Below are 25,451 nucleotides of genomic sequence, written 5' to 3' on the forward strand. Positions count from 1 at the left end.
AAACCTCCGCACGCGCACGGGCGGCTCAGCCGGGCGAGCCGCGCAGGACGCGCACGACCGCCGCGCCGGTCCGGCGGCCCGACACGAGCGCGCCCTGGGACGACGCGGTGTCGCGGTGGTCCCCGCAGACGAACAGCGCGTCGCCCAGGTGCACCGGGCGCCGGGTCGACAGCGGCGCGGGCTGCACCGGGAGCGCCGCCGGGATCTCGTGCCGGGTGAGCTCGCGCCAGGACGACGTGCCGACGCCGAACATCTCCCCGGCCTGGCGGCGGACGTCCGCCTCGGCGGGTGCGGCGCCGCGCAGGAGGGCGGTGACCTGGACCAGGCCCTGCCCCGGCGGCGCGTACGACGGTGCGGCGGCGCTCATCACCGCGGCGTTGACGACAGGCCCGCGGCGGCGCCCGTCCACGACCACGACCCCCGCGGTGCGCGGCGGGTCGTCGGTCGCGTACCACCAGGTGACGAGCCCCTTCGTCGCGGGGACCGTGACGCCCGTGAGCCGGGCGGCGGCGGGCGCGTCGGTCGCGACGACGACGGCCCGCGCGGTGATCGACCCCGCGGCGGTGTGCACGCGCCGCCCGCCCGCGGAGCGCCCGGCCCCGTCGACCCGCTCCACCCGCTCGACCGCGTGCCCCAGGCGCACGTGGGGCAAGTCGCGCGCGAGCTGTGCGGGGAACGCACCCATGCCCGCCGCCGGCACGCCCGGGGTCCCGAGCAGGAACATGCGCACGAGCAGCCGCACGAACTGCGCCGAGGACGAGCCGTCGTCCTCCCCGAGCACGCCGGCGAGGAACGGCTCGAGCACCTCGCGCCGGAGCCGTCCGTCGACCCCGTGCGCGTCGAGCGAGCGCCCGAACTCCTCGTCGGGCCCCGCGAGCAGCCGGCGCACCGGTCCCAGCGCCGGCGCCGCCCACCGGGCGAGCGCGACGAGCTCGCGCGGACGCACGTACCCGCTGCCGAGCGTCTCGCGCAGGTGCCGTGGCGCACGGCGCGGGTCCGCGAGCAGCGCCAGGCCGTCGTCGCGCCGCACGGCGACGCCCGGCAGCAGCGGGCGCAGGTCCAGCGCGGCCACGTCGACGCGCGCCCGGACCGCCGGGTAGGCCGGGTTGAGCACCTGGAACCCGCGGTCGACCGTGAAGCCGTCGACGTGCTCCGACCGGATGCGCCCGCCGACCTCGTCCGCGGCCTCGAGGACGACCACGCGCAGCCCGCGTTCGTGCAGGGTCCGGGCGCACTCGAGCCCCGCGATCCCGGCACCCACCACCACGACGTCGCAGTCCATCCGGGCAGCGTAGGTCGCCGGGAGACCGCCGTCGCCACGACGCGAACCGGCACCCGCGGGGGCTCGTCGATCTGGTAGACCAGCACGGTGACACGCGCGCACGAGTCGACGACCACCTGGCACGGCGAGCCGGCGGTGCAGGTGACCGGCGGCGGAGGGCTCGTCGCGGTCGTCGTACCGGGGCGCGGCGCCAAGATCGCGTCGCTGCGCGACTCCTCGGGGCGCGAGTGGCTCCTCGGCCCCGGCCCGGACGTGCCGCCACCCGCGCGGGGCCCGGCGTCGTTCACGGACGCCGAGATGTGCGGCTGGGACGAGTGCGTCCCGAACGTCGACGCCGACGTGCTCGACGGTGTCGCGCTCCCCGACCACGGCGAGGCCTGGACGACGCCGTGGACCGTGCAGGACGACGGGTCGTGGGGCTTCGAGAGCCGGCTGCTGCCGTACCGGTTCGCGCGCCGGGTCGACCCGACCCCGACCGGGCTCGCGCTGGTCTACACCGCGGAGGCGCTCGGCACCGAGCCGGTGCCGTTCCAGTGGGCCGCGCACCCGCAGTTCGCCCCCGGACCGGACGCGCGCATCGAGCTGCCCGCGGAGGCGACGCACGTCGACGGCGTCTACGGGCTCGACGGGCGCGCGCCGTGGACCGCCGAGCTGGCGGACGCCGAGCACGTCGACGCGGGCGAGGCGCTCAAGATCTGGGTCGCGCCGCAGACCCCCGCGTCGTGGGCGGGCGTGCGCGCGGCCGACGGGTCGCTGCTCCGGCTCTCGTGGGACGTCGCGTCGGTGCCGTACCTCGCGCTGTGGGTCGACGCCGGGATGTTCGCGCGCGAGCGCGTCGTCGCGCTGGAACCCGCGACGGGCGCCCGGGAGGCGCTCAGCGCGTCCCGCGAGGACGGCCGCGCGCAGCTGCTCGAGCCCGGCGTCCCCGTGACGTGGACGGTGCACGTCGAGGTGCTCCCGGACCGTCCCCGCGCATGACCGACGGAGCGGTGGCCGAGGACTGCGTGTTCTGCGCCGTCGTGGCGCGGCGGGCGGACGCCAGCATCGTCGTCGAGGACGAGACGGTCGTGGTCTGGATGGACCTCAACCCCGTCACGCACGGCCACCTGCTCGTGGTGCCCCGCCGGCACGCCGCGGGGCTCGAGGACCTCGACCGGGCCACGAGCGCCCATGTGTGGTCGGTCGGTCACGACATGGCGCGGGCCCTGCGACGCTCGAGCCTGGGCCCCCGCGGGATCAACCTCCTCGTCTGCGACGGCGAGGCCGCCGCGCAGACCGTCTTCCACTTCCACCTGCACGTCATCCCCCGCTACCCGGAGGACGGCCTGGGTGCCCCCTTCCCGGTCGAGACGCACGAGCGCGCGAAGGCGCTGCGGGACGCCGACGCGCGGGCGATCAGAGCCGTCCTCGGGTCGACGGACGAGGCCGCCCACAGCGACGCCGCGAGGCGCAGCGGGCACGGCTCGCAGGACGTGTAGAGCGTCGCTCCCCGATGCTCCTCACCGGCTGAGGCCGAACCCGGGCGACGACCGCTCGACCCGCACCCGCCGCGCGCGTTCACCCGGCCCGCGGAGGCGGACGGCGGGGTGGCTGCGTACCGTCCGAGCGTGACTCCCACCCGCGCACCCGAGCCCACCGTCCCCGCCTGGGCGGTCGTGTCCGCGGTCGCGGCGCCCGTCGGGATGATCGGCGGGTGGACGCTCGCCGCCGCCCTCCAGGGCACCTTCGACCCGGTGCTCGAGACGATCAGCGCGCTCGCGGCCTCGGACGTCACGGCCCCGTGGGTCATGACTGCGGGGCTCGCGCTCACGGGCGTCGCCCACGTCGCCACGGCCGCCGGCCTGCGGCCGCTCCCCCGGCTCGCGCGCGCCCTGCACGCCGTGGGCGGGCTGGCGACGCTCGCGGTCGCGGCGCTGCCCGTCGACGCGTTCTCCCACCCGCACGGCGTCGCCGCCGGGATCGGCTTCGGTGCGCTGGCGCTGTGGCCCGGCGCCGCCTGGCGCCCGGGGGCGTCCGGCGTGCGGCGGCGCGGGGTCGCGCTCGGAGCGGCGGGGGTGCTGACCGGGCTGCTCGTGCTGTTCGTCGCGGAGCTCCAGGGCGCGACGCCCGACGGGGGCGCCGCGACCGGGCTGACCGAGCGGCTCGTGGCCGGCGCGCAGGCGCTGTGGCCGCTCGTCGTCGTGGTCGCGCTGCGCCGCGGGCGACGGAGCACGCCGGACGCCTGACGCGCCCACCGGCCCCGGCGCGCCGCACGCCGCACGCCCCGGACGCCCGGCCCTCACCGCGCGCTCAGCCGTCGAGCACGACGAGGTGCACGCGCGCCGTCGCACCCGCGCTGAGCCCCTCCGCCGTGCGGACCGCCTTCTTGACCGGGAGCACGTACGTCTTGCGGCCCGAGTCGGGGAAGATCGACGTCCGCCACGTCGTCGCGCCGACCGTCACCTGGACGCGCAGCGACCCGAAGCCGCGCGAGCGCCCGCCCGCGACGTCGAGCACCTCGTCCGCGACGTCCGGCGGCAGGCTCACGAACGTCCAGCTGTCGCTGCGTGCCTGCCAGAGCCACAGCTCCGCGTCGAACTCGTACGTCATGCCCGCTCTTCCGCTCGTCGTCCCCGCGCCGGGTGAAGTCCACCACGGACCGGGGACACGACCCCAGGAGGGCGCTGGCGGGTCGAGGACGCGGTCATGCATCATGCCCGGCGTGCCGAAGATCCCCGGGTGACCTCGCTCTCCCGCCCCGAGCCCCCCGACGCCGTCCCCGCCCTCGAGTCCCCCGACGCCCGGGCCTGGGCGCAGCGCGTGCCCGTGGCGCTGCTCCGCACCCTCGTCGTGGTCGGCGTGCTCGTCTGCGCGGGAACCGCGGCGACGGTGGACGAGACGTTGACGACGACCGCGGCGGACATCGAGGACCCCGGGTACGTCCTGGTGAGCGTCCTGCAGTCGGTCTGGTTCGCGTCCGTGGCGCTCGTGCTCGTCGTCCCGCTCCTCGGCACGGCGATCGCGGCCGCCGGCATGCTGCTCACCGCGCAGAGCCCGGACCTGCACGCGGGGGTGCCGGAGCTGTGGTGGGCGGCGGGCACGGTTCTCGCCGTGCTGGCGACGGCGGACGCGGTGACGCGCCTGCGGCAGCGGGCGCTCGCGCACGTGTGGGCGCGCGGGCCGCGAGCGGCGCTGCGCCGGCCGGTGGTCCCCGACGGGGTGCGCGACGCCCTCGTGCGGCCGCGGTGGTCGAGGGTCGCCGGCGGCGCGGCCGCGCTCCTCGTGGGGGCCGGGTTCGTGGCGCTGTACGTGCACGACTCGAGCGCCGCGGTCGAGTTCCGGCGGGACGCGCTCGTCGCACGCACGACCGTCGACACGGTGAACGACGACGTGACCGAGGCGACCGTCGTCGTCGGCCGCACGCGCTACCGCGTCCCGCTGCCCGTGACGTACCCCGAGCCCGGGGACGCCGTGGAGGTCCGCTACGACCCGGCCACGGGCCGCGCGGAGATGGTCGACGACGCGTTCGACCCGACCCTCGCCTTCCTCCCGGCCCTGACGGGCCTGCTCCTCGGGCTCGCGCTGCTCGGCACGGAGCGGGCGCGCACGCGCCGGTTGCACGACCTGCTCACCCAGCCGGGCAGCGCGCTGCGCGTGCGCGGGTCGTGGTCGGCGCGCGACGCGGGGGTGCGCCTGTACGCCGTGGACGACGGCACGCGGCCCTTCGCGGTGGCCCCCCGGCTGCTCGCGGTGCTCGACGACCGCGAGGGAGATCCACGGGGCCCCGGGCACGGCGTCGACCACGCCGGCACGTACGGCGACCACGCGGACGACGGGTGGGACGACCACGACCACGACTCGGACGACGACGACGGCGAGGACCTCGGCCCGCAGGCCGACGTCACCGCGCTCAGCGACGACGAGCTGCTGGCCCTGGCGCGGCGCCTCGCCGACGCGCCGGACCCCGAGGCGGTGGCGGACGCGGACCTCCGGCCCGGACCTGCCGCCGTGTCCGGCTGGGACCTCACCACGATGACGGTCGTCGGTCTGCGGCACGACGGCGCCCCCGTCGCGGTGCTCGAAGACCTGGGCGTCTGGCACGTGTCGCGCTCGGGGGTCCGCGGCCCGCGGGGGCGCCTGCGCCTGCGCGCCGCCGTCGACCCCGGGGCGGGTCACGCCGCAGGACCGGTCCCCCGCGACCCCGCGGACGGGCCCCGCACGCTCGGCTGGGCGCCCGAGGCCGACGCCTCGCTGCCCGACCGGCTCGCGCAGCGCCGGGACGCCGCCTGGGAGAGGTTCGCCCGACGGACCGGCCGGGTGCTCCCGTGGCTCGCCGTGCCGGTGCTCTGGGGGTCGCTGCACTGGCTGCTCGGCGAGGACGGCGGCAGCGCGTGGCGGCTGCTGACCGTGGCGGCGGCGCCCGCGGTCGGCTGGTCCTGGTCGCTCCTGGGTCAGGCCTACCTCGACGTGCGGCCCGGGTGGCTGCACGTGCGCGGCCGGTTCCGGGACCAGCTCGTCGCCTGGCCCCGCGTGACCTCCGTCGCCGTGGACGACGAGGCGCTCGTCGTCCGCCTCGACCACGACCGGCCGGCGGCCGCCGACGCCCTGCTCTTCGCGGTGCACCCCGACGCGCTGCCGCTCACGCGGGACCGGGCGGCGGCGCCGCTCGTCGCGGAGCGCCTGCTGCGTGCCCGCCAGGAGGGCCACGACGCCCGCCCGCCGTGGGTCCGCTCCCGCCCGTCGACCCCGGTGCTCGTCGGCCTGGCCTGGGCCGCCGCGATCGTGCTCGCGCTCCTCACCGCTCGCTGACCCGCCGGGACGCGCCCGGGGTCCCGGGCCGGCCTATCGGCGTTCGAGCAGCGTGACGACCTCGTAGTGCATCGTCTGCGGGAACATGTCGAGCACGCGCCCGCGCACGGGGACCAGCGACGGCATCTCGGCGAGGTCGCGCGCGAGCGACCCCGCGTGGCAGCTCGAGTAGACGACGCTGCGCACGGGCGAGCGCTCGAGCCAGCGGGCGAGGTCGGGCCCGACGCCGCGCCGCGGCGGGTTGACGATCACGACGTCCGGCGCGCCGTCCCGCCCCTCGGACCCGCCCGACCCGAGCGCGAACGCCGTCGCGTCCCCGGCGAGGAACCGCGTGCCGTCGAGCCCGGCCTCGCGCGCGCTGACCCGGGCGCTCGCGACCGCCTCGACGCTCGTCTCGATCCCGGTGACGGTGCGGCCCGGGGCGGCGACGTGCAGCGCGAAGCCGCCGACGCCGCAGTACAGGTCCCAGACGTCCCCGGGCGAGCGCTCGTCGACCCAGTCGCGCGCCTGCCGGTAGAGCGCCGCGGCGACCTCGGTGTTGGTCTGGAAGAAGCTCTGCGGGCGCAGGTGCAGGTCGAGCCCGTTGACGCGCATGCGCAGCGTCTCGGCGTCGGTCAGCAGGATCTCGCGCTCGCCCTCGACGGTCGCCTTGTGCTCGGGGTGCAGGTTGACCGAGACGACGACGGCGTGCGGCAGCGCGGCGAGCAGCGCCGGCAGGTGCTTGCGGATGCGAGCCACCGACTCCTGCGAGCGCAGCACGAACCGGATCAGGAGCTCGTCGTCGGGCGACTGCGTCACGAGCACGTACTTGAGCTCGCCGGTGCGCCACGCGACGTCGTACGGCGTGAGCCGGGCCAGGGTCACGAAGTCCGCGAGCACCGGGAGGCTCGCGTGCAGCGCGGGCGGGTAGAGCGGGCAGTCCCGCAGGTCGACGCCGGCGCCCTCGGGGTCGAGGATCCCGAGCGTCGGGGCGTCGACGGTGCCGCCCGCGACCATCTTGGCCTTGTTCCGGAACCCGGCCTCGACGCTCGCGACGGGCGGCAGCCAGTCGAGGTCCGGGCGCGGACCGAGCACGGCCTGCGCGTGCGCCTGCTTGGCGGCGAGCTGCTCGGGGTACGTCTGGTCGAGGAGCGTGCACGACCGGCAACGCTCCGCGACGAAGTACGAGCAGTGCACGGCCCCGACTCTACGGGGCCCGGTCACCGGCGCCGCCCGGCCCTGCCCGGCCGAGGCGCACGCGGCTACGTCCCCGCGTTGAGCGTGATCTCGTCGACGGCGCCGCCCTGCAGGTTCCACCGGGCCAGCACGTCCTCGTACTCGCCCGAGGCGAGCACCTCGCTCATGGCGTCCTGCAGCACGGGCGCCAGGCCCTGGTTCGTGCGCGACACCGCGATGCCGAACGGCGCGGGCTCGTGCTGCTCGTCGCTCACGAGCTCGAACGCGCTGCGGCTGCGCGGGTCGCTCGCGAGGTGCGCCGCCGGCGGGTAGTCGACGAGCGTCGCCTGCACCGTGCCCGCGCGCAGCTCGAGCATCGCGTCGGCCGCGGTGAGCGACTGCGTGACGGCGAGCGGCTCGGCGCCGCACGTCTCCTGGAGGCGACCGGCGAGCAGCTCCTGCGTCGTCCCGGCGCCGACCGACACGGGCCGCCCGCACAGGTCGTCGAGCCCGGTGATGCCGTGCGCGTTGCCGTGCTGCACGAGGATGGCCGTCCCGGCGCGGAAGTAGTCGACGAAGTCCACCTTCGCCTGCCGCTCGACGGTGTCGGTGATCCCCGACATGCCCAGGTCGGCCTCACCCGCGGCGAGGCGGTCGAGGATCGTCGGGAACTCGGCCGGCTCGAACTCGACCTCGACGCCGAGCACGCGCCCGAGCGCCGCCGCGAGGTCCGCCTCGGAGCCCTCGAGCGTGCGCCCGTCGGCGGCGTAGAACATGACGGGCGCGTAGCCGGCCGACGTCAGGACGGTGAGGGTGCCGTCGTCGCGGACCTCGGCCGGGAGCCGGTCGTGGAGCTCCTGGGAGAACGCGGCCTGCCGCGCCTCGGGCTCCGGCTCGGCCTCGGGTGCGCACGCGGCGAGCGCGAGCGCGACGAGGGCCGCGGCGGCCACGGCGGTGGTCCGGCGGAGGACGTGGGTGCTCATGGCGCTACCACCTGGCTCTCGGTGCTGTCGGTCCTGTGGGTGCTGTGGGTGCTGTTGGTGTGCAGACCGAGCACGTCGCGCCACGGGCCGGGACGCGCGTAGTGGTACCCCTGCGCGACGTCGCAGCCCGCGGCGCGGAGCCACGCGGCCGCGGCGTCGTCCTCGACGCCCTCGGCGACGACGACGCAGCCGAGCCCGTGCGCGAGCCCGACGACGGACGCGACGACCGCACGGTCGGCGTCGGGGTCCGGCGACGCGACGCCCGCGACGAACGCCCGGTCGATCTTGACCTCGGCGAACGGCAGGCTCCGGAGCTGGCGCAGGCTCGTGTACCCGGTGCCGAAGTCGTCGAGCGAGACGCGCACCCCGAGGTCGTCGAGCGCACGCAGGACGTCGCCGGCCTGCTCGGTCTCGGTGCCGAACGCGCTCTCGGTGACCTCGACCGTGAGCCGGTCCGCCGGGGTGCCGGTGCGCTCGAGGAGCGCGGCGACCGTCCCGACGAGCCCGGTGGTGGTGAGGTTGCGCGGCGAGACGTTGACCGCGACGAACAGGTCCCGGCCGAGCTCCGCCCACCGGGCCCGGTCCGCGAGCGCGCGCCCCAGGACCCACGCCGTGAACGGGTCGATGAGGTGCGACTGCTCGAGCGTCGGCAGGAACTCGACCGGCGGGAGCAGCCCGCGCGTCGGGTGCTGCCAGCGCACGAGCGCCTCCAGGCCGACCGCCCGACCGGTCACCAGGTCGACCTGCGGCTGGTAGTGCAGCACGAGCTCGTCGCGGTCGAGCGCCGCGGCGAGCTCGCGCATGAGCAGCCCGTGACCCGTCGGCGCCTCCGCGGCCCCGGGCTCGTAGATCACGACGCTCGACGTGCCTCGCTTGCCCCGGTACATCGCGGCGTCGGCGTGCCGCAGCAGCTCGGCGAACGACGCGCCGTGCTGCGGGCTCAGCGCGACGCCGATGCTGGCGTCGATGCGGATCGGGGTGCCGTCCAGGTCGATGTCGGCGCCGAGCTCGTCGACGACGCGCGCGAGGAGCGCCTGCGCCTCGTCGGCGGTCGTGACCCCGGGCAGGACGAGCGCGAACTCGTCGCCGCCGATCCGCGCGACGGTGTCGTCGGGACGCAGCGCGCCCTGCAGCCGGCGGGCGACGACCTCGAGCAGCACGTCGCCCGCGTGGTGGCCGAGCGTGTCGTTGACGTCCTTGAACCGGTCGAGGTCGACGAGCGCGAGCGCGCCGTGGGGCTCGGCGCCGCGGTCGGTCATCCGGCGGACGCGCTCGCGCAGCAGCGCGCGGTTGGGCAGCCCGGTGAGCTGGTCGTGCGTCGCTTCGTGCTCGCGCTCGGCGGCGTGCTGGCGCAGGCGCCGCGTCGTCGACCACGAGATCGAGGCCAGCACGACGTAGAGCACGAGGAGGCCACCGGCGAGGCGCCCGTAGGTGCTGCGCAGGCTCGCGTCGAGGTTCTGCTGGATCGGCTCGTAGGGCAGCTCGACCTCGAGCACGCCGCTCGCGCGCCCCGCGGTGCTGACGATGATGGGCTGGGTCACGCGCACGACCGTCCCGTCGACGCCGTCCTCGACGAGGCTCGCGACGGGTGTCCCGGCGACCGCGGCACGGAAGTCGGCCGAGCCGGCGGGCTGCGGGCTCCGGTCCGAGCCGTCGTCGGTGAACAGGACGCGGCCCGACTCGTCGCGCACCCGCAGGTGCACGACCGAGGCGTTGAAGACGGCGAGCTGGGTCGACTCGCCGAGGCGGCGGACGGCGTCCTCCGTGAGCGCCTCGTCCCGGACGGTGCCGTCGAGGTGCGCGTCCCGCAGTGCCGGGCCGATGGCCATCTGCTGGATGACGGCAGCCTGGGCCTTGGCCTGGAGCAGGCCGGTGTTCAGGGCGTCGGACCGGGCGCCGCCGATCAGGAGCGCGCTGATGCCGACGATCGGCACCAGGCTCGCAGCGGCGTACGTGGCGAACAGTCGGGAGCCGAGCGTCCGCCCCGACGACCCAGGCCCGCTCATGGTGTGCGATTCGGCACAGGGGGCGCCGCAGTGAGCGACGCGGGCGGGTGCAACCTGGACGCCGGACCAGAATCACCCGGCCGCACGCGTGCGTGCACGTTCACCCGAAGGGGTCGTCGCCGCGACGGTCCCACCGCCTCCGGTTGCGGCCGGTGCCGGTTGGCGGTCGGGTAGCGGGGTCACCCGCTCGGACCCCCAGGAGGAATCATGGACGGCCAGACCGTCGGGATCATCATCGGCGTCGTCGTGCTGGTGGTGGTCGTCGTGGTGCTGCTCGCGCTCTCGCGCAAGCGTGGTGAGCGAGCGGCCGAGGCACAGCGCGCGAAGGCGCGGGACATCCGCGAGAAGGCCGAGGCGGACCGCATCGAGGTCCAGCGCCGCGAGGCCCAGGCGGCCCGCGTCGACGCCGAGGCCCGGCTCGCACAGGCGGAGGCCGACCAGCGCGCCGCGGACGCCGCGGAGCTCCAGGCCGAGGCGCGCCGCCGCACCGAGCACGCCGAGGGCGCCCGCGCCAAGCTCGACGACCAGCTCGGCCGCGCCGACCGGATCGACCCGGACGTCCCGACCGACGGCCGTCGCCCGGACACGAGCACCGGCACCGGCACGGGCTCGCACCGCGTCGACCCGGACGTCGTCCACGAGGAGCACCGCACCGACACCACGCGCTGACTCCCGGCCGCGCCGGCACGCCTCGCCCGGTCCCCTCGTGGGGCCGGGCGAGGCGCGCGTCTCGGCCCGTTCGTGCACCGGGGCGTCCGTTTCGTCCGTTGACCCCCGTCCAGCCCGACCCTTGAATGGGCGGGCGCGCGGTCAACGGCGACCGCGCCACCACCTCGGGGGGCTCCGATGACGGTCCGTGCACACCTCGTCCCGGCGGCCGCGGCGGCCGTCCTCCTCGCGGCGGTGCTCGTGCAGGCACCCGCCACCGCGGCGCAGGCACCGCAGCACGGGCGCGGCGCGGCCTCCGTGGTCGGCGTCGACGTCGTCGCCGAGGTCGGCCCGCTCGGCGCCGCGGTCACCGCGGTCGCGCTCGAGCTCGACCGCGTCGTGAGCGCCCCGTACACCGACCTCGACGAGGCCGCGTTCGCGGTGGGGGCGACGCTCGACGACGTCACCGCGCCGCGCACCGTGACCGACGTGTACCTCAGCGACTCCGCCGAGCCCGGGGAACCGCGAGCCCGCGGCCGCGTCGTGGTCGTCGAGCTCGCCGCGGACGACCCGAACGCCGGGGTGCTCTGGTACGACGGCACGCTCAACCACCGGTACGCGCTCGAGGGCGCCTACCTCGTCGAGGTGCTCGACGACGTCGTCGACCGCCGCGGCCGGGTGCTCCTGCGCGAGACGGGCGACGCCCTCGCGAACGACGACGTCGTCATCCCTGTGGTCGACGACTTCGCCGTGCGCGCCTCGACCGGGTCGTCGGGCGTGCTGCTGCGCTACGGCCTGTACTCCCCCGCACGCGACCGGTCCGCGGGCCCGCACTACGGGCACCGGCGCGGCGAGGGCCCGGACGCGACGCTGTACCCGCTCGTCGTCGCGCTGCACGGCTCGGGCGAGCGCGGCACGGACGGGACCACGCAGCTCCTGGCGAACGAGCTCGGCGTCGCGTTCGCGAAGCCGTCCCGGCAGGCGTCCGACCCGAGCTTCGTGCTCGTGCCGCAGGCGCCGCCGCCGTCGGTCCAGCCGGTCGAGCCGGGCCAGTCGGTCTGGGAGGTGCCGGGCGTGCAGTCGGCCCTGCTGGAGCTCGTGGACCGGACGATCGCGACGTACCCCGTCGACCCGGACCGCGTGTACCTGACCGGGCTCTCGATGGGCTCGATGGGGACGTTCGACATCCTGCCGAAGCGGCCCGACCTGTTCGCCGCGGCCCTGCCGGTCACCGGCTACGCCGACCTGGCGTCGGCGCCGGTCCTCAAGGACATCCCGATCTGGGCGACGCACTCGGTCGACGACGCCACGGTGCTGTTCGACCGCGCGGACTCCGACTGGAACCTCATGGCGGCCATCGAGGCGACCGGTACGCCGGTGACCCGTGACGAGTGGGCCGCGAACCTTCCAGACGAGGAGAACGAGGCCAACGCCCGGGCGCAGTGGGCTCGCGCGGAGGCCGAGGGCAGCCACACGCTGTTCACCGCCTGGACCGCCGGGACGACGCCGGTCAACCCGCACTTCGCGTGGGTGCCGACGTACTCGAACGACGTGATGGTCGACTGGCTGTACAGCCACGTGCGCGGGGAGTGACGCGGGCGGACCCCGGCCGGCGCGCACGGCGGGTCGGGGGCCCGCGCGGGCACCCCTCGGCGAGCCTGCGGTGCCCCGCTACCCGACCTGCGCGGTCGGCGCCGTGCCGGTGCCGAGGACACCGAGACCGGACCAGATGCGGTACAGGTCCGCGATCTGCTCCGCGACGCGGCTCCCCTCGTAGCGCGCGACCGCCCCGGCGGCCCGGGCGCCCGCGCGTGCGCGCAGCTCCGGGTCCGCGCGCAACGCCCGCAGGTGCGCCACGTACCCGTCGACGTCCGCGGCCTGCAGGTACGCGTCGGGCCGCGCGCCGAACACCTCGGCGAACACCGGGAGGTCGCTCAGCACGAGCGGGAGGCCCGCGAAGCCGGCCTCGACCGGCGCCATCCCGAACGTCTCGTGCCGCGACGGGAACAGGAAGACGTCGGCCGCACGGCAGTAGCGCGCCACCTCGGGCCGGGCGAGCTGGCCGGTGAACCGCAGGTTCGACGGTGCGTCGGCGACGACCCGGCTCATCTCGCCGCGACCGGCCGACGCGGCACCGAACAGCGTCCCGCCGACCCAGACGAACCGGGCGTCGGGCAGCGCGCGGGCGCAGTCGGCGAACTCCTGCACGCCCTTGCGCGGCTGCAGCTGGCCGACGCCGAGCACCACGAAGTCGTCCGCGTCGAGGGCCAGCGCCGCGCGGGCGCTCACGCGGTGCGCCGGCGAGCCCTGGAACGGCTCGGCCAGGACCGCGTTGGGCACGACCTCGATCGCCGTCCGCACCCCGATCTCGCGCAGCTCCGCGGCGGCGGCCGCGCTCACCGCGAGGACGAGGTGCGCCTGGTTGTAGAACGTCCGCAGGTACGCCGTGAACGCCGACCCGTACAGCCGCACGCCGACGAGGCTGCCCTCGAGCGAGCCCGGGGTCACGTGCGCGGACACGACGCGCAGCCCGCGGTGGCGGCGCAGCCGGCGCAGGCTCGCGGGACCGAGCGTGTGCACGTGCAGCACGCCGTCCCGCCAGTCCTCGTTGATCCCGACGTCGAAGCCGAGGGACGCGTGCGCCGCGGCGAGGTCGCAGAACGCGGTGTGCACACCGTGGCCCTGCACCGTGGAGACGCTCTCGGACACGTGGTTGATGCGCAGCAGCGCGGGTTCGCCCAGGGTCACGCACGCACCCTAGGACGTGCACGCCGCTCCGCGGGGACGTTCGCGTGCCGGTTTCGTGAACACCCGCCCCCGCGCGGGCCCGACGCACGGCGCTCAGCCCGGTCACCGTCCGAAGGTCCCGGCCCGGCCGCACGGACGGGTGACGCCGGACGGGTGCCGGCCGGACGCCACGCTCACCCACCTAGGCTGCTCGGGTGCCCGAGCCCGAGTCGTCCGTCGCCGTGCTCACGGCGGTGCTGCAGGAGCGCCCGTGGCTCGTGGCGGCCGCCGTCGCCGCGCTCGTCGCGGTGCTCCGGCTGCTCCGCCGGCCCCGCGGGCCGGCGGCGCGACCCGGTGAGGTGTGGTTCGCGCAGGTGCCGTTCGAGGACGGCTCCGGCGCCAAGGACCGGCCCGTGCTCGTGCTGTCGGTGGGCGTGCGCACGTGCGGCGTCACGCGCATCACGTCGCAGGACAAGAGCGCCCGTGCGGACCACGTGCGCGTGCCCCCGGGCACCCCGGGACTCGCGCGGGCGAGCTGGATCGGGCTGCGTCCGCTCGCGCTGCGCCGCTCGGCGCTGCGTCGCCGCGCCGGTGAGCCCGGGGAGGCGTTCGTCACCTGGTACCGGGACGCCGTGGCGGCCGCCGACGCACCGCGTGCCCGAGGATGAGGCCATGAGCCACGACGCACCGGACCCGACCCTCCCCCAGCCCGCCGCCCCGCGCGGTGCGGCCACGCCGGGGTGGTACCCCGACGGTGCGACCCCGGGCGTCGAGCGCTGGTGGGACGGGACGGCGTGGGGCGCGCAGACCCGGCCGCTCGAGGGGCTCGCGCGACCGCTGGCTCCCGTCGTGCTGAAGAACACGCGGGCGACCGCGGGGCTGGTGCTCGGCGTGGTCTCGCTGCTCGTCAACCCGTTCCTCGTCACCTCGATCGCCGCGATCGTCGTGTGCGCGCAGGGGCTGGTCCGGGCCGGCCAGCTCACGACCGCGGGGTACGCGCCGGTGGGGCGGACGCAGGCGGTCGTCGGACTCGTGCTCGCCGTCCTCGGGGCCGGCGGGACCGTGGCGCTGAAGGGCCTGCTCTTCTGAGCTACGCGCGCCCGGTGACCGATGAGTTCACGCCCCCGACGGAGTCGGAACTGCCGGCGGACGCGGAGCAGCGCCCTCACCCCGGACCGAACGACAGGAGCACGGCGATGACCACGACGACCCTCGCGACCCACACCCTCGAGGTCCCGGGCGCGACGCTCACCTACGACGTCCGCGGTCCCCTCCCGACGGGCGACGGCACCCCGCCGCTGCTGCTGATCGGGCAGCCGATGGACGCGGGCGGCTTCGCCACGCTCGCCTCCTACTTCACCGACCGCACGGTCGTCACCTACGACCCGCGGGGCCTCGGCCGCAGCGTGCGCCACGACGGCAGCACCGAGCACCGGCCCGAGCAGCAGGCCGAGGACCTGCACCTGCTGGTCGCCGCGCTCGGCGTCGGGCCGGTCGAGCTGTTCGGCAGCAGCGGCGGCGCGATCACGGCCCTCGCGCTCCTGACGGCGCACCCCGGGGACGTCGTGCGCGTCGTCGCGCACGAGCCCCCCGCGATCACCGTCCTGCCCGACGCCGCGCAGGCGGAGGCCGTGTGGCGCCGCGTCCGCGACACGTTCGACGCGAAGGGCTGGGGCTGGGGCATGGCGTCGTTCATCGCCATGACGTCCTGGCAGGGCGAGTTCACGGACGACGTCCTCGCGGAGGCGCCCGACCCGGCGATGTTCGGCATGCCGGGCGAGGACGACGGCGCCCGCACCGACCCGCTGCTGTCCGGCGCGTCCGACCCGGTCGTCGCCTACCGCCCGGACGTCGAGGCGCTCCGCTCGGCGTCGGTGCCGCTCGTGCTCGCCGCGGGCATCGAGAGCAAGGACACGATGACGTGGCGCACCACGGCCGCGCTCGCCGAGAAGCTCGGCGAGGAGCTCGCGGTGTTCCCGAGCAACCACGGCGGGTTCCTCGGCGACGAGTACGGGATGCCGGGTCAGCCCGAGGCTTTCGCGGCGCGGCTGCGCGAGGTGCTGGCGGCCGGCTGACGCCGCGGGGTGGTGCGGCCGGGGCCCGACGCGAGGGCGATGCGGCGGGGCGTCAGGGTGAGCGCCGGTCGCCCCCGCCCGGGCGGCCCGACGCCGGCGTCGAGGTCGGTGCCGGGGCGCCACCCGGCAGCGTCGCGATGGCGGCGACGAGCAGCACGACGCCGGGCGCCGCGAAGTACGCCCCGGTCCCGAGCCCGGTCAGCACCGACCAGCCGAGGACGACGACCGCGGCGACCCACGCCGCGATCCCGGCCGCGCCGGGTCGCGCCCGCAGGAGCAGCACGGGCGCGACCGCGAGCGCCGGGACCCCGACGAGCACGAACGTGAACGGCCCGGAGTCGGCCCACGAGACCGCTGCGACGACGGCTCCCGTGACGAGGGTCGCGACGGCGGCCGCCGCCCGGAGCCACGCGGCGGCGTTGCGGCTGCGGTCGACGTCCGTGCCCGCACCCGCCACCCTGCCGCGGTGCTCATCCCGGCCTGCGGCCGCCGCCCGGTCGCGGACCGCACCCGCCGCCCGGCTGCGATCCGCACCACGGCCCGCGTCCGCCGCCCGGCCGCGGCCCGCGCCCGCTCTCCGGCTCGTGCCCACGCGGCTCACCTCCGTCGACCCCGCGGCGTGCGGGCGGTCGTCTCCCATTCTCCGCGCGCAGCGCCGACCGGCATCTCGCACGCCCGGCCGTCCGCCGTTGACCCTCGCACGGTGTCAGGGTGTGGACTCATGGGCATGCCCGACGACCACCTGCTGAGCATCGGGGAGTTCTCCCGGCTCTCGCGCCTCAGCGTCCGCATGCTGCGCTACTACGACGCGCACGGCGTGCTGTCCCCCGCGCGGGTCGACCCGGCGTCGGGCTACCGCACGTACTCGGCGCGCGCGCTGCGCACCGCGGACTGGGTCCGGACCCTGCGCGACCTCGGGATGGGCGTCGCCGAGCTCACGGCGTGCGCCGGCCTCGTCGACGACCCGGCCGCGGTCCGCGCGGTGCTCGAGGCGCAGCGGGGCCGGCTCGTGCGGGAGGCCGCCGCGGCGCTGGCCCGGGTCGGCGACGTCGACCGGCTGCTCGCGACCCTCGACGTCCCGGCCGCGGCCGTCCCCGTGACGGTGCGCCGGCTCCCGGCCAGGACCGTCGCGTCGCTGCGCGCCACGATCCCCACGTACGCCGACGAGGGCGTGCTGTGGCAGCGCCTGTACCCGGCGCTCGCGGCTGCCGGCGGCCGGCCGGCCGCGCCGGGCTGGACGGCGGCGGTCCTCCACGACCCCGAGTTCCGTGAGCATGACGTGGACGTCGAGGTGCTGTGCGAGGTCGCGTCGCCGTTCGCCTCGACGGACGAGGTCCGGTGCGTCGAGCGGCCCGGCCAGGACGTCGCCGTGGGCGTGCTGCGCGGCCCGTACGACGCGATCGGGGCGACCGTCGGCGCGGTCGGCGCGTGGGTCGCCGAGCAAGGGCTCGCGTTCGACGGCCCGCTGCTCGACGTCTACGTCGTCGCGCCCGCGCAGGACCCCGAGCCCGCGCACTGGATCACCGAGGTCTGCGTGCCCGTCACCCCCGCCCGTCCCCCCGCCGACCAGGAGTCCTGAGATGACCACGACGACCGACCCCGACCTCCGCCGCACCCACCCGGGCGTGTGGCGCGCGCCCGACGAGCCCGAGCTCGTCGTCGTCCCGCCGATCCGCTACCTCATGGTCGACGGGGCCGGCGACCCGTCGGTCGCCCCCGCGTACGCCGAGGCCGTGCAGACGCTGTACGCGGTGAGCTACGGCGTCCGTGCGCTGGTCAAGGCGTCGGGCGGCACACCGTGGACGGTCATGCCGCTCGAGGGGCTGTGGTGGGCCGACGACCTGACGACGTTCACGAGCGGGCGCCGCGACGACTGGCTCTGGACGATGCTCATCGCGCAGCACGACGGCGTGACCGCCGAGCTGGTCGCCGACGCGCTCGGCACCGCGACGCGCAAGGGCAAGGCACCCGCCGCGGAGCGCCTGCGGCTCGAGGTGCTCGACGAGGGCGAGGTCGTCCAGGTGATGCACCACGGGCCCTACTCCGCGGAGGGACCCACGATCGAGCGTCTGCACGCGTTCGCCGCCGACGCCGGGCTGGCGCTCCGGGGCAGGCACCACGAGGTGTACCTCGCGGACCCGCGCCGCGTCGCCCCCGAGCGGATGCGGACGATCGTGCGGCAGCCCGTCGGGCGCTGAGCGCCCCCGCTGGGGACGCGCGTCGCCGGGCCACGGGGGCCGCGATCACCCCGCCGCCGCGACCTCCGTCGTCATGACGCAGTTCCCCTTGCCCTTGGGGCGCTGGTAGGCGAAGCCGAGCTCCTCATACATCGTCCGCGTGGCGTTGTAGAGGAACGAGGAGGACACCTTCTTGCCCGGCGGCAGGTCGTGCGGGTACGCCTCGACGAGCCCGCCCCCGGCGCGGGCGATGAGGGCCAGGGCGCCGCGCACCGCGACGGCGGCGACCCCCCGGCGCCGGTGGTCGCGGTCCACGAACAGGCACGTGATCCGGAAGTCGGGCGCCCGCACCAGGCCCTTCTCCCACTCCTTGCGGTGCTGGATGTTCGGCAGCTCGGCGACGGGCCCGAACTGCGCCCAGGCGAGCGCACGGTCACCCTCCAGGACCAGAGCGGCGTGGCTCCTGCCGGTCAGGACCAGCTGCCGTTTGAAGTCGCGGTTCCCGAGCTCCCGGCGCTCCGGCGGGTCGGGGTACAGGTGGAAGTAGGTGCACCAGCACCCGCCCCAGACGCCGTTGTGGCGCTCCGCGAGACCGGCGAACGCCTCCCAGGTGTCCGCGCCCAACGGCTCGATCCGGTAGCCGTCCACCATCGTCCCCGCGTCGCCCACCCGACCGACGGTAGGCCGTCCGCGGGACGGCCGGGAGCCCGCTCCGCCGCCCGATCAGGCGGAGGGTGCGCCCGGCGACACCAGCCCGGTCTCGTACGCGAGCACCACGAGCTGCGACCGGTCGCGGGCGTCGAGCTTGGTGAGCAGGCGGCTCACGTAGGTGCGGGCGGTCGCGGGGCTCAGGTGGAGCGTCGCCGCGATCTCCGAGTTGGAGCGACCGCGCCCGACCTCCCGCAGCACCTCGCGCTCGCGCTCGGTGAGCCCCGCGAGCCGCGCACCGTCGTCCGCCCGCGGCGCCACCGCCGCCGCCTGCATCACGCGCCGGGTCACTGCGGGGTCGAGCAGCGCGTCGCCCGCCGCGACCGCCCGGACCGCCTGCCGGAGCTCGTCGGGCGCGACGTCCTTGAGCAGGAACCCCGCGGCGCCCGCGCGGATCGCCTCGAAGACGTGCTCGTCCTCGTCGAACGTCGTGAGCACGAGCACCGCGACACCGGCGAGCGCGGGGTCGGCGACGATCGCGCGCGTCGCCCCGATCCCGTCGAGGTCGGGCATCCGGACGTCCATGAGCACGACGTCGGGCCGCAGCTCGCGCGCGCGGGCGACCCCCTGGCGGCCGGTCCCGGCGTCGGCGACGACCGTGATGTCGCCGTCGCGCTCGACGAGCGTGCGCAGCCCGGCGCGCAGGAGCTCCTGGTCGTCGACCAGCACGACCCGGATCATGCGGTCAGCCTCGCCGGCAGCCGCGCGTGCACGAGGAAGCCTCCGCCGTCGGCCGCGCCGGACGTCACCGTCCCGCCCAGGAGCGCGGCACGCTCGGCCATCCCGCGCAGCCCCTGCCCGGCGCCCGCCGCGGCCGGCGTGCGCGTCGCCCCGACGCCGTCGTCCCGCACCACGACGTCGAGCCAGCCGTCCGCGAGCGCAGCGTGGACCTCGACGCGCTGCGCGCCGGCGTGCCGCAGGGCGTTCGTCAGCGCCTCCTGCACGATCCGGTAGGCGCCCGCGCCGATCGCGCCGTCGACCGCGTCGTCCAGCACGTCGAGGTCGACCCGGACGTCGAGCCCCGCCGAGCGCGTCGACCCCGCGAGCGCGGCGAGCCCCGCGAGCCCGACGGTCCCGTGCGCCGGGTCGTCCGTCGGCGTGCGCAGGAGCCGCACGGTCGAGCGCAGCTCCCGCAGCGTCGAGGACGTGGCGGCGCGGACCTGCTCGAGCGACGCGGCGACGAGCGCGTCGTCGCACCCGACCGCCTCCGCCGCGACGTTCGCGTGCACGGCGATGACGGAGACGGTGTGCCCGACGGAGTCGTGCAGGTCGCGCGCGATGCGCACCCGCTGGGCCTGCAGCCGCTGGTCGGCCTCGAGCTCCTGCTCCGCGAGGGACGCGAGCCGCAGCCGCTCCTGGTCGAGGCGGGACCGGCGCCGCACCCGGACGCTGACCCCGAGCGCGACCGCGGCGACGACGAGCGTGACGTTCGTCAGCAGCTCGTAGCTCAGCAGGTAGGTCGCGGGCAGGCCCTCGGTGATCCGGAAGTACGCCGCGACGCCGACGAGCACCCCACCGATGGTCAGGGCCGCGCGCGTGCGGTCGAGCTCGGCCGCGGAGTAGAGCGCGGCCGCCGCCGGCAGCGCCTGCCCGATCGCCGGGAAGCCGAGCGCGTAGTACGCGAAGATCCCGAGCACCGTGACGAGCAGGACCGTGACGGGCCGGCGGCGCCGCACGAGCAGCACCGCGCCGAACCCCACCGCGAACACGTACGCGACCACCGACGGGTCGCGCTCGGACCCGAGCCCGGCGCCGACCGTGAGCGCGACGACGAGGACCGTCACGGCGGCGAGCCCGAGGTCGGCCGCGCGCTCCGAGCCGAGGCGGGTGGGCGCCGTGGCGCGGTCGGCCGCAGGCGCCGACGCCCGGTCGGCCGCGCCCGCCGAGCCGCCGGTGCCCCGAGGGCCGGGGCGCGCCGGTCCGGCGCCGGTGTCCGACGGCGACGCAGGTGGGACGGCCATACCCCGAGCGTAGGAAGCCGCCGCCCCCGGGGACATCCCCGAGCGGGCGACTGCCGGTGTCGCCTCCTGACGACAGCCGGCCACGACAGAGACCGGGGTGCACCGACGACACCCGACGGATTCCCGCGCGGCCCCCCGTTCCTAGCGTCGAACGCATGGACACCACGACTCCCCCCACCACCTCCCCGCGCCCGGTCCGGTGGCGCGTCGTCCTCGGCCTCGCCGCCACGGTGCTGCTCTGGCCGCTCCTCGGGATCGCCGGTCAGGACGGTCCCGTCTTCGCGCTGACGGTCTTCGCCCTGACCGCCGCGGTGTGGGTCGGCGTGCTCGGGCTGCGCGACGTGCCGCGTCCCGTCGCGACGGCGACGCTCGCCGGCGTCCTGTACGGCGCGGCGATCGTCACGCTGTCGGTCGTCGTCGGCGGCCGCGGGGCCGGCGTGACCGGGCCGGTGATCGTGCTCGGCGCCCTGTGGGAGCTCGCGTGGGTCGCGATGCTCGGCGCCGGCGCGGGGCTGCTCGGCCAGGCGATCCAGCGCGGGCGGGGGCGGCGGTCGTGAGGCGGACGGCCGCCGCGGCCGTGACCGTCGCGGTCGCAGTCGCCCTGGTCGCCGGCTGCGGTGTCCCGGTCTCGGTCTCGTCGGTCACCGCGCCCGACGACTTCGACACCCCCGTCCCTGTCCCGCCGCTCGCGCCGTCCGAGGTCGCGGCGGACGGCACCCGCACGTTCCGACTGACGGCGCAGGAGGGGACGACCCGGTTCCTCGACGGCATCGAGACTCCCACCTGGGGCTTCGACGGCGACCTGCTCGGCCCCACCCTCCGCGCGTCGCGCGGCGAGCAGGTCGCGGTCGAGGTCCGCAACGAGCTCCCCGAGCCGACGAGCGTCCACTGGCACGGCATGCACCTGCCCGCGGCGATGGACGGCGGCCCGCACCAGCCGGTCGACCCCGGCGAGGTCTGGCGCCCGACGTGGCGCGTCGACCAGCCCGCCGCGACGCTCTGGTACCACCCGCACCCGCACGGCCGGACCGAGGAGCACGTCTACCGCGGCCTCGCCGGGTTCTTCCTGCTCGACGACCCTGCCGCGCCGGACGTCGGCCTCCCGCACGCGTACGGGGTCGACGACGTGCCGGTCGTCGTCCAGGACCGGAACCTGGACGACGACGGGACGCTCGACCTCGACGGCGGCGAGGTCGGCGTGCTCGGCTCGCTCGTCACCGCCAACGGCGTGCACGGCGGTCACCTGACGGTCACGACCGAGCGGGTGCGCCTGCGGCTGCTCAACGGCTCGACGGGACGCACGTACGCGTTCGGGTTCACGGACGACCGGACGTTCCTCCAGGTCGCGTCCGACGGTGGGCTCCTGCCCTCACCGGTCGAGGCGACGCGGGTCCGCCTCTCCCCCGGCGAGCGCGCCGAGATCGTCGTGACGATGACGCCGGGCGAGACCGTGCGGCTGCGGTCGTTCCGGCCGGACCTCGGGCGGGTCGCCGCCGGGTTCGCGATGGGCGCCAACGACGAGTTCGACGTGCTGGAGCTGCGAGCCGCAGACGCGTTGGCGGCGTCGCCCGAGGTCGCGGACGTGCTGACGACGCTCGAACCGCTGCGCGAGGCCGACGCCGACGTGACCCGGACGTTCTCGGTCGCCGGGCGCGAGATCAACGGCCGGCGCATGGACATGTCCCGCATCGACGAGACCGTCGAGGTCGGCGCCACCGAGATCTGGGAGGTCCGCAACGACGACGCCGTCCCGCACAACCTCCACGTCCATGACGTGCAGCTCCGGGTGCTCGACATCGACGGCGGCGCGCCCCCGGCCGCGCTGGGCGGTCCCAAGGACACGGTGTACCTCGAGCCGCGGCGCACGTACCGGCTGATCATGCGGTTCGAGGACTACACCGACCCGGCCGTGCCGTACATGGTCCACTGCCACCTGCTGCTGCACGAGGACGAGGGGCTGATGGCGCAGTTCGTGGTCGTGGAGCCCGGAGCCGAGGTCAGGTCCTCGACGCGGGAGAAGTCCGCGCACGCCGACCACTGAGGCCCGCCGAGGGCCCGGCCGTCCTGCCCGCGCCGCCGGGGGACCTCGCGCAGCTGCCGCACCGCAGCGGCACGCACGTGGGGCGCGGACCCCTCCCGTGTCCCCCGCGAGAGCTACCCCCACTGCCCACCCCACGGTGACCCGCCCGCCCCCACCGCCTCCCTACTTTCGAGGCACAGCCCCGGCACCCCGCCGCGGCCCGTGGAGAGAGGCCGGTCGTGCGCCTGCTGAAGCAGCTCGGAACCGTGTTCGTCATCACCCTGGTCGGCAGCCAGGCCATCGCTGCGGTCGAGGGGAGCTGGCTCCTGACCCTCCTGCTCGGCGCCCTGACGGCCGGCCTGGCGCTGGCCGGGTACGCGTGGGTGGTCCGGCGGACCGAGCGCCGCGCACCGACCGAGGTCGGCAGAGCGGGCGCCGGCTCGGCGACCGGACGGGGCGTGCTGCTGGGGGTGCTGATGTTCGGCGTCGTGATCGCGTGCATCGCGCTCACCGGCGGCTACCGGGTCGAGGGCTGGGGCTCCGCGACCGTCGCGCTCGGCCTGATCGGGTTCACCGCCGCGACGGCCGTGACGGAGGAACTCGCGTTCCGCGGCGTCCTGTTCCGGGTCGTCGAGGAGCGCGCGGGCACGTGGGGCGCCCTGGCGCTGACCGCGGTGCTGTTCGGGGCGATGCACCTGGCGAACCCGGACGCGACGGTCTGGGGCGCCGTGGCGATCGCGATCGAGGCCGGCGGGATGCTCGGTGCCGCGTACGCCGCCACGCGCACCCTCTGGCTGCCGATCGGGCTGCACGCCGGCTGGAACTTCGCCGCTGCGGGGATCTTCGGTACGGAGGTCTCGGGCAGCGACGCCCCGCAGGGCCTGCTCGAGGGGGTCATGTCCGGACCCGTCCTGCTGTCCGGGGGCGCGTTCGGCCCGGAGGGCAGCCTGTTCGCGGTGCTCGCGGGCGCGGCGCTCACGGTCGTGTTCCTGCGGCTGGCGCGCCGGCGCGGGCGGATCGTCCCCGCCAGGCGACGCGCGGACCGCACGCCCGTCACGACTAGCGTGTGACGGTGATGGACCGGGAGCGGGTGGCGACGAGGTGGCGGGGCCTCGCCGTCACGGTCCGCGACCTGCCGCTCGCCGCCCTCGTCGCCGTCGCACCGCTGGTCCCGTCGCTGCAGAACCAGGGCACGCAGCTCGGGGACGTGCCGCACCGGCCGGTGGACGCGCTGGCCGTCGCCGCCGTCGCCCTGCAGTCGGCGCCGCTCGGGGTCCGCAGGCGCCTGCCGGCCGTCTGCCTCGCGCTCGTGTCCCTCGGGTTCGCCGTCGACCAGGTCCGCGGCTACCACTCGGTGGCGAGCATCGCCCTGCCGATCGCGTTGGTCAGCACGGCGGCCCACCTCGACCGGTTCCGGCGGACGACCGCTCTCCTGGCCTCCGCCGCGTACGTCCCGCTCGCCGTCGCGCTCGACCGGAGCGGCGCCCGGGAGCAGGTGAGCGGGTACCTCACGTTCTACCTGGTCCTCGCGGCGGCCTGGTGCGTCGGCGTGTGGGTGCGGCAGTCCCGCACCGCCGAGGCGGAGCACCGGGCGCACGCCGCCGAGAGCGCGCGTGCCGCCGAGCGGACCCGCATCGCCCACGAGCTGCACGACGTCGTGACCCACCACGTGACCGCGATGGTCGTCCAGGCGGAGGCCGCGCGGTACCGGACGGCGGATCCGGCTGCGCTCGACGAGACGCTGACCGCCGTCACCGACACCGGCCGCCGGGCCATCACCGACCTGCGCCACCTGCTCGACGTGCTCGACCCGGGCCACGACGCGGTGCGTGACGCGGACTCGCGGGCGCCGGCCGTCGGCGACATCGCCGGTCTCGTCGAGCAGACCCGCCGGGCCGGTCAGCCGGTCGAGCTCGCCGAGGAGGGCGACCCGCCCGCGAGCGCGGGCAGCGCCGAGGCGACGGCGTACCGCGTGGTCCAGGAGGCTCTGACGAATGCGCTCAAGCACGCGCACGGCCGCCCCACCACCGTCCACGTCCAGCACAGCGACGAGGCGATCACCGTGGAGGTCCGCACCGACGGCGCCGGCGACCGGTCCCCCGCTGCCCCGGGCGGCGGACGTGGTCTCGCGGGCCTGCGCCGGCGGGTCGACGTGCTCGGCGGGGAGCTCAGCGCGGGCGGGCAGCCCGGCGGCGCCTTCGTCGTCCGCGCCCGCATCCCGGCCGGGACGCCGTCGTGACCGCCCCGATCCGGGTCCTCGTGTGCGACGACCAGGCGCTGGTCCGCACCGGCTTCGCGACGATCATCGGCGCGCAGCCGGACATGGAGGTCGTCGGTGAGTGCGCCGACGGGCGCGCCGCGGTCGACCTCGCCGGGCGGTTGCAGCCCGACGTCGTGGTGATGGACGTGCGGATGCCCGTGCTCGACGGCATCGAGGCGACCCGGCTGCTCGCCGGCGCCGGTGTGCCGCAGCCCGTCAAGGTGCTCGTGGTCACCACGTTCAACCTGGACGAGTACGTGTACGAGGCACTCCGCGCCGGGGCCAGCGGCTTCCTGCTCAAGGACGCCCCGCCCGCGCAGCTGCTGCACGGCATCCGGACCGTCGCCTCCGGGGCCGCGCTGCTCGCACCTGAGGTCACGCGCCGGCTCGTCGGCCGGTACGCCGGACGCATCCGGCCGCCGCAGCCCACGGACAGCGCACTCACGCCGCGCGAGCTCGAGGTGCTGCGTCTCCTGGCCGACGGCCTGTCCAACGGCGAGATCGCCGCGGCCCTGGTGCTCAGTCCGGAGACCGTCAAGACGTACGTCTCGCGCATCCTCACCAAGCTGGACCTGCGCGACCGGGTCCAGGCGGTGGTCTACGCCTACCGGCGGGGACTGGTGAGCTGAGGACGCCCGGGCCGCGGCAGGGACGGTCGGTG

The 25,451-nt window shown here is 76.4% G+C and carries 26 protein-coding genes; 16 read left to right on the top strand and 10 right to left on the bottom strand.

The window, feature by feature from the left end; all coding sequences use genetic code 11:
• Positions 1–25 precede the first annotated feature (25 nt).
• A complete protein-coding gene (locus CCE01nite_RS12400; RefSeq protein WP_141372445.1) occupies positions 26–1,282 on the bottom strand; it encodes an NAD(P)/FAD-dependent oxidoreductase in 1,257 nt (418 codons plus the stop codon).
• 87 nt (positions 1,283–1,369) lie between these two features.
• Here CCE01nite_RS12400 and CCE01nite_RS12405 point away from each other — a divergent pair, with 87 nt between their 5' ends.
• The 3 genes from CCE01nite_RS12405 to CCE01nite_RS12415 all read left to right on the top strand — a co-directional run bounded on the left by CCE01nite_RS12405 (position 1,370) and on the right by CCE01nite_RS12415 (position 3,507).
• A complete protein-coding gene (locus CCE01nite_RS12405; protein ID WP_141372447.1) occupies positions 1,370–2,260 on the top strand; it encodes an aldose epimerase family protein in 891 nt (296 codons plus the stop codon).
• The gene (locus tag CCE01nite_RS12410; RefSeq protein ID WP_141372448.1) at positions 2,257–2,760 is read left to right on the top strand and encodes an HIT family protein; all 504 of its coding nucleotides are present in this window, start codon (positions 2,257–2,259) and stop codon (positions 2,758–2,760) included. Before CCE01nite_RS12405 ends, CCE01nite_RS12410 begins: the two co-directional genes overlap by 4 nt.
• A gap of 129 nt (positions 2,761–2,889) precedes the next feature.
• On the top strand, positions 2,890–3,507 hold the full coding sequence (locus tag CCE01nite_RS12415) for a DUF998 domain-containing protein (protein WP_141372450.1): 618 nt from the start codon (positions 2,890–2,892) through the stop codon (positions 3,505–3,507).
• A 64-nt stretch (positions 3,508–3,571) separates the two neighbouring features.
• Here the strand turns inward: CCE01nite_RS12415 and CCE01nite_RS12420 are convergent, their stop codons facing one another.
• Complete coding sequence (locus tag CCE01nite_RS12420) at positions 3,572–3,871, bottom strand: DUF1905 domain-containing protein (RefSeq protein ID WP_034624669.1); 300 nt, start codon at positions 3,869–3,871, stop codon at positions 3,572–3,574.
• 129 nt (positions 3,872–4,000) lie between these two features.
• On the opposite strand from CCE01nite_RS12420, the gene CCE01nite_RS12425 reads away from it, so the two are divergent.
• The gene (locus tag CCE01nite_RS12425) at positions 4,001–6,070 is read left to right on the top strand and encodes a hypothetical protein (protein ID WP_034624668.1); all 2,070 of its coding nucleotides are present in this window, start codon (positions 4,001–4,003) and stop codon (positions 6,068–6,070) included.
• Positions 6,071–6,103: 33 nt separating this feature from the next.
• Here the strand turns inward: CCE01nite_RS12425 and rlmC are convergent, their stop codons facing one another.
• The 3 genes from rlmC to CCE01nite_RS12440 all read right to left on the bottom strand — a co-directional run bounded on the left by rlmC (position 6,104) and on the right by CCE01nite_RS12440 (position 10,214).
• Positions 6,104–7,246: a 23S rRNA (uracil(747)-C(5))-methyltransferase RlmC gene (gene rlmC / locus CCE01nite_RS12430; RefSeq protein WP_034624667.1), complete on the bottom strand. Its 1,143-nt coding sequence runs from the start codon at positions 7,244–7,246 to the stop codon at positions 6,104–6,106.
• 65 nt (positions 7,247–7,311) lie between these two features.
• The gene (locus tag CCE01nite_RS12435) at positions 7,312–8,208 is read right to left on the bottom strand and encodes an ABC transporter substrate-binding protein (RefSeq protein WP_034624666.1); all 897 of its coding nucleotides are present in this window, start codon (positions 8,206–8,208) and stop codon (positions 7,312–7,314) included.
• Complete coding sequence (locus CCE01nite_RS12440) at positions 8,205–10,214, bottom strand: putative bifunctional diguanylate cyclase/phosphodiesterase (RefSeq protein WP_084142414.1); 2,010 nt, start codon at positions 10,212–10,214, stop codon at positions 8,205–8,207. Before CCE01nite_RS12440 ends, CCE01nite_RS12435 begins: the two co-directional genes overlap by 4 nt.
• Positions 10,215–10,421: 207 nt before the next feature.
• Between CCE01nite_RS12440 and CCE01nite_RS12445 the strand changes: the two genes are divergently transcribed.
• Positions 10,422–10,883: a hypothetical protein gene (locus CCE01nite_RS12445; RefSeq protein ID WP_052103363.1), complete on the top strand. Its 462-nt coding sequence runs from the start codon at positions 10,422–10,424 to the stop codon at positions 10,881–10,883.
• 177 nt (positions 10,884–11,060) lie between these two features.
• Entirely contained in the window at positions 11,061–12,455 is a 1,395-nt protein-coding gene (locus CCE01nite_RS12450) for a prolyl oligopeptidase family serine peptidase (protein ID WP_034624665.1), read from the top strand.
• Positions 12,456–12,533: 78 nt separating this feature from the next.
• Here the strand turns inward: CCE01nite_RS12450 and CCE01nite_RS12455 are convergent, their stop codons facing one another.
• Positions 12,534–13,610 carry a glycosyltransferase gene (locus CCE01nite_RS12455; protein ID WP_052103361.1) on the bottom strand — a complete coding sequence of 359 codons (1,077 nt, stop codon included), beginning with the start codon at positions 13,608–13,610 and terminating at the stop codon, positions 12,534–12,536.
• A gap of 194 nt (positions 13,611–13,804) precedes the next feature.
• On the opposite strand from CCE01nite_RS12455, the gene CCE01nite_RS12460 reads away from it, so the two are divergent.
• From CCE01nite_RS12460 to CCE01nite_RS12470, 3 genes are all read left to right on the top strand, one after another.
• Positions 13,805–14,257, top strand: a complete 453-nt coding sequence (locus CCE01nite_RS12460; protein ID WP_052103358.1) for a type II toxin-antitoxin system PemK/MazF family toxin — start codon at positions 13,805–13,807, stop codon at positions 14,255–14,257.
• Between the two features lie 4 nt (positions 14,258–14,261).
• Positions 14,262–14,678, top strand: a complete 417-nt coding sequence (locus CCE01nite_RS21820) for a DUF2510 domain-containing protein (RefSeq protein ID WP_034624664.1) — start codon at positions 14,262–14,264, stop codon at positions 14,676–14,678.
• Positions 14,679–14,785: 107 nt separating this feature from the next.
• Entirely contained in the window at positions 14,786–15,664 is an 879-nt protein-coding gene (locus CCE01nite_RS12470; RefSeq protein WP_034624663.1) for an alpha/beta fold hydrolase, read from the top strand.
• A 52-nt stretch (positions 15,665–15,716) separates the two neighbouring features.
• Here CCE01nite_RS12470 and CCE01nite_RS12475 read toward each other — a convergent pair whose 3' ends face one another.
• Positions 15,717–16,121 (bottom strand): hypothetical protein, encoded by a 405-nt coding sequence (locus tag CCE01nite_RS12475; RefSeq protein ID WP_034624662.1) that lies wholly within the window; start codon positions 16,119–16,121, stop codon positions 15,717–15,719.
• A gap of 264 nt (positions 16,122–16,385) precedes the next feature.
• On the opposite strand from CCE01nite_RS12475, the gene CCE01nite_RS12480 reads away from it, so the two are divergent.
• Complete coding sequence (locus CCE01nite_RS12480) at positions 16,386–17,243, top strand: MerR family transcriptional regulator (protein ID WP_034624661.1); 858 nt, start codon at positions 16,386–16,388, stop codon at positions 17,241–17,243.
• A gap of 1 nt (position 17,244) precedes the next feature.
• The gene (locus tag CCE01nite_RS12485; RefSeq protein ID WP_034624660.1) at positions 17,245–17,862 is read left to right on the top strand and encodes a GyrI-like domain-containing protein; all 618 of its coding nucleotides are present in this window, start codon (positions 17,245–17,247) and stop codon (positions 17,860–17,862) included.
• 45 nt (positions 17,863–17,907) lie between these two features.
• Here CCE01nite_RS12485 and CCE01nite_RS12490 read toward each other — a convergent pair whose 3' ends face one another.
• The 3 genes from CCE01nite_RS12490 to CCE01nite_RS12500 form a co-directional block, all read right to left on the bottom strand.
• Positions 17,908–18,492: a GNAT family N-acetyltransferase gene (locus tag CCE01nite_RS12490; RefSeq protein WP_034624687.1), complete on the bottom strand. Its 585-nt coding sequence runs from the start codon at positions 18,490–18,492 to the stop codon at positions 17,908–17,910.
• 72 nt (positions 18,493–18,564) lie between these two features.
• The gene (locus CCE01nite_RS12495; RefSeq protein WP_034624659.1) at positions 18,565–19,230 is read right to left on the bottom strand and encodes a response regulator; all 666 of its coding nucleotides are present in this window, start codon (positions 19,228–19,230) and stop codon (positions 18,565–18,567) included.
• Positions 19,227–20,510, bottom strand: coding sequence for a sensor histidine kinase (locus CCE01nite_RS12500; protein WP_211254498.1), 1,284 nt, complete (start codon positions 20,508–20,510; stop codon positions 19,227–19,229). The genes CCE01nite_RS12495 and CCE01nite_RS12500 overlap by 4 nt, the downstream gene beginning before the upstream one ends.
• Before the next feature lie 155 nt (positions 20,511–20,665).
• Between CCE01nite_RS12500 and CCE01nite_RS12505 the strand changes: the two genes are divergently transcribed.
• The 5 genes from CCE01nite_RS12505 (at position 20,666) to CCE01nite_RS12525 (ending at position 25,419) form a co-directional block, all read left to right on the top strand.
• Positions 20,666–21,067: a hypothetical protein gene (locus tag CCE01nite_RS12505; RefSeq protein WP_034624658.1), complete on the top strand. Its 402-nt coding sequence runs from the start codon at positions 20,666–20,668 to the stop codon at positions 21,065–21,067.
• Positions 21,064–22,551, top strand: coding sequence for a multicopper oxidase family protein (locus CCE01nite_RS12510; protein WP_052103357.1), 1,488 nt, complete (start codon positions 21,064–21,066; stop codon positions 22,549–22,551). The genes CCE01nite_RS12505 and CCE01nite_RS12510 overlap by 4 nt, the downstream gene beginning before the upstream one ends.
• Before the next feature lie 218 nt (positions 22,552–22,769).
• A complete protein-coding gene (locus CCE01nite_RS12515; protein WP_034624657.1) occupies positions 22,770–23,600 on the top strand; it encodes a CPBP family intramembrane glutamic endopeptidase in 831 nt (276 codons plus the stop codon).
• Between the two features lie 5 nt (positions 23,601–23,605).
• Positions 23,606–24,769: a sensor histidine kinase gene (locus CCE01nite_RS12520; protein ID WP_084142416.1), complete on the top strand. Its 1,164-nt coding sequence runs from the start codon at positions 23,606–23,608 to the stop codon at positions 24,767–24,769.
• On the top strand, positions 24,766–25,419 hold the full coding sequence (locus tag CCE01nite_RS12525; RefSeq protein ID WP_034624656.1) for a response regulator: 654 nt from the start codon (positions 24,766–24,768) through the stop codon (positions 25,417–25,419). The genes CCE01nite_RS12520 and CCE01nite_RS12525 overlap by 4 nt, the downstream gene beginning before the upstream one ends.
• Positions 25,420–25,451 lie beyond the last annotated feature (32 nt).

Source organism: Cellulomonas cellasea (assembly GCF_006538745.1).
Lineage (GTDB): Bacteria > Actinomycetota > Actinomycetes > Actinomycetales > Cellulomonadaceae > Cellulomonas_A > Cellulomonas_A cellasea.

Excerpts from the sequence above, each read along its gene's own strand:
- CCE01nite_RS12400 (WP_141372445.1), bottom strand. The coding sequence starts at position 1,282 with ATGGACTGCGACGTCGTGGTGGTGGGTGCCGGGATCGCGGGGCTCGAG.
- CCE01nite_RS12410 (WP_141372448.1), top strand. The coding sequence starts at position 2,257 with ATGACCGACGGAGCGGTGGCCGAGGACTGCGTGTTCTGCGCCGTCGTG.
- CCE01nite_RS12420 (WP_034624669.1), bottom strand. The coding sequence starts at position 3,871 with ATGACGTACGAGTTCGACGCGGAGCTGTGGCTCTGGCAGGCACGCAGC.
- CCE01nite_RS12435 (WP_034624666.1), bottom strand. The coding sequence starts at position 8,208 with ATGAGCACCCACGTCCTCCGCCGGACCACCGCCGTGGCCGCCGCGGCC.
- CCE01nite_RS12440 (WP_084142414.1), bottom strand. The coding sequence starts at position 10,214 with ATGAGCGGGCCTGGGTCGTCGGGGCGGACGCTCGGCTCCCGACTGTTC.
- CCE01nite_RS12445 (WP_052103363.1), top strand. The coding sequence starts at position 10,422 with ATGGACGGCCAGACCGTCGGGATCATCATCGGCGTCGTCGTGCTGGTG.
- CCE01nite_RS12450 (WP_034624665.1), top strand. The coding sequence starts at position 11,061 with ATGACGGTCCGTGCACACCTCGTCCCGGCGGCCGCGGCGGCCGTCCTC.
- CCE01nite_RS21820 (WP_034624664.1), top strand. The coding sequence starts at position 14,262 with ATGAGCCACGACGCACCGGACCCGACCCTCCCCCAGCCCGCCGCCCCG.
- CCE01nite_RS12470 (WP_034624663.1), top strand. The coding sequence starts at position 14,786 with ATGACCACGACGACCCTCGCGACCCACACCCTCGAGGTCCCGGGCGCG.
- CCE01nite_RS12480 (WP_034624661.1), top strand. The coding sequence starts at position 16,386 with ATGGGCATGCCCGACGACCACCTGCTGAGCATCGGGGAGTTCTCCCGG.
- CCE01nite_RS12485 (WP_034624660.1), top strand. The coding sequence starts at position 17,245 with ATGACCACGACGACCGACCCCGACCTCCGCCGCACCCACCCGGGCGTG.
- CCE01nite_RS12490 (WP_034624687.1), bottom strand. The coding sequence starts at position 18,492 with ATGGTGGACGGCTACCGGATCGAGCCGTTGGGCGCGGACACCTGGGAG.
- CCE01nite_RS12495 (WP_034624659.1), bottom strand. The coding sequence starts at position 19,230 with ATGATCCGGGTCGTGCTGGTCGACGACCAGGAGCTCCTGCGCGCCGGG.
- CCE01nite_RS12500 (WP_211254498.1), bottom strand. The coding sequence starts at position 20,510 with ATGGCCGTCCCACCTGCGTCGCCGTCGGACACCGGCGCCGGACCGGCG.
- CCE01nite_RS12505 (WP_034624658.1), top strand. The coding sequence starts at position 20,666 with ATGGACACCACGACTCCCCCCACCACCTCCCCGCGCCCGGTCCGGTGG.
- CCE01nite_RS12520 (WP_084142416.1), top strand. The coding sequence starts at position 23,606 with ATGGACCGGGAGCGGGTGGCGACGAGGTGGCGGGGCCTCGCCGTCACG.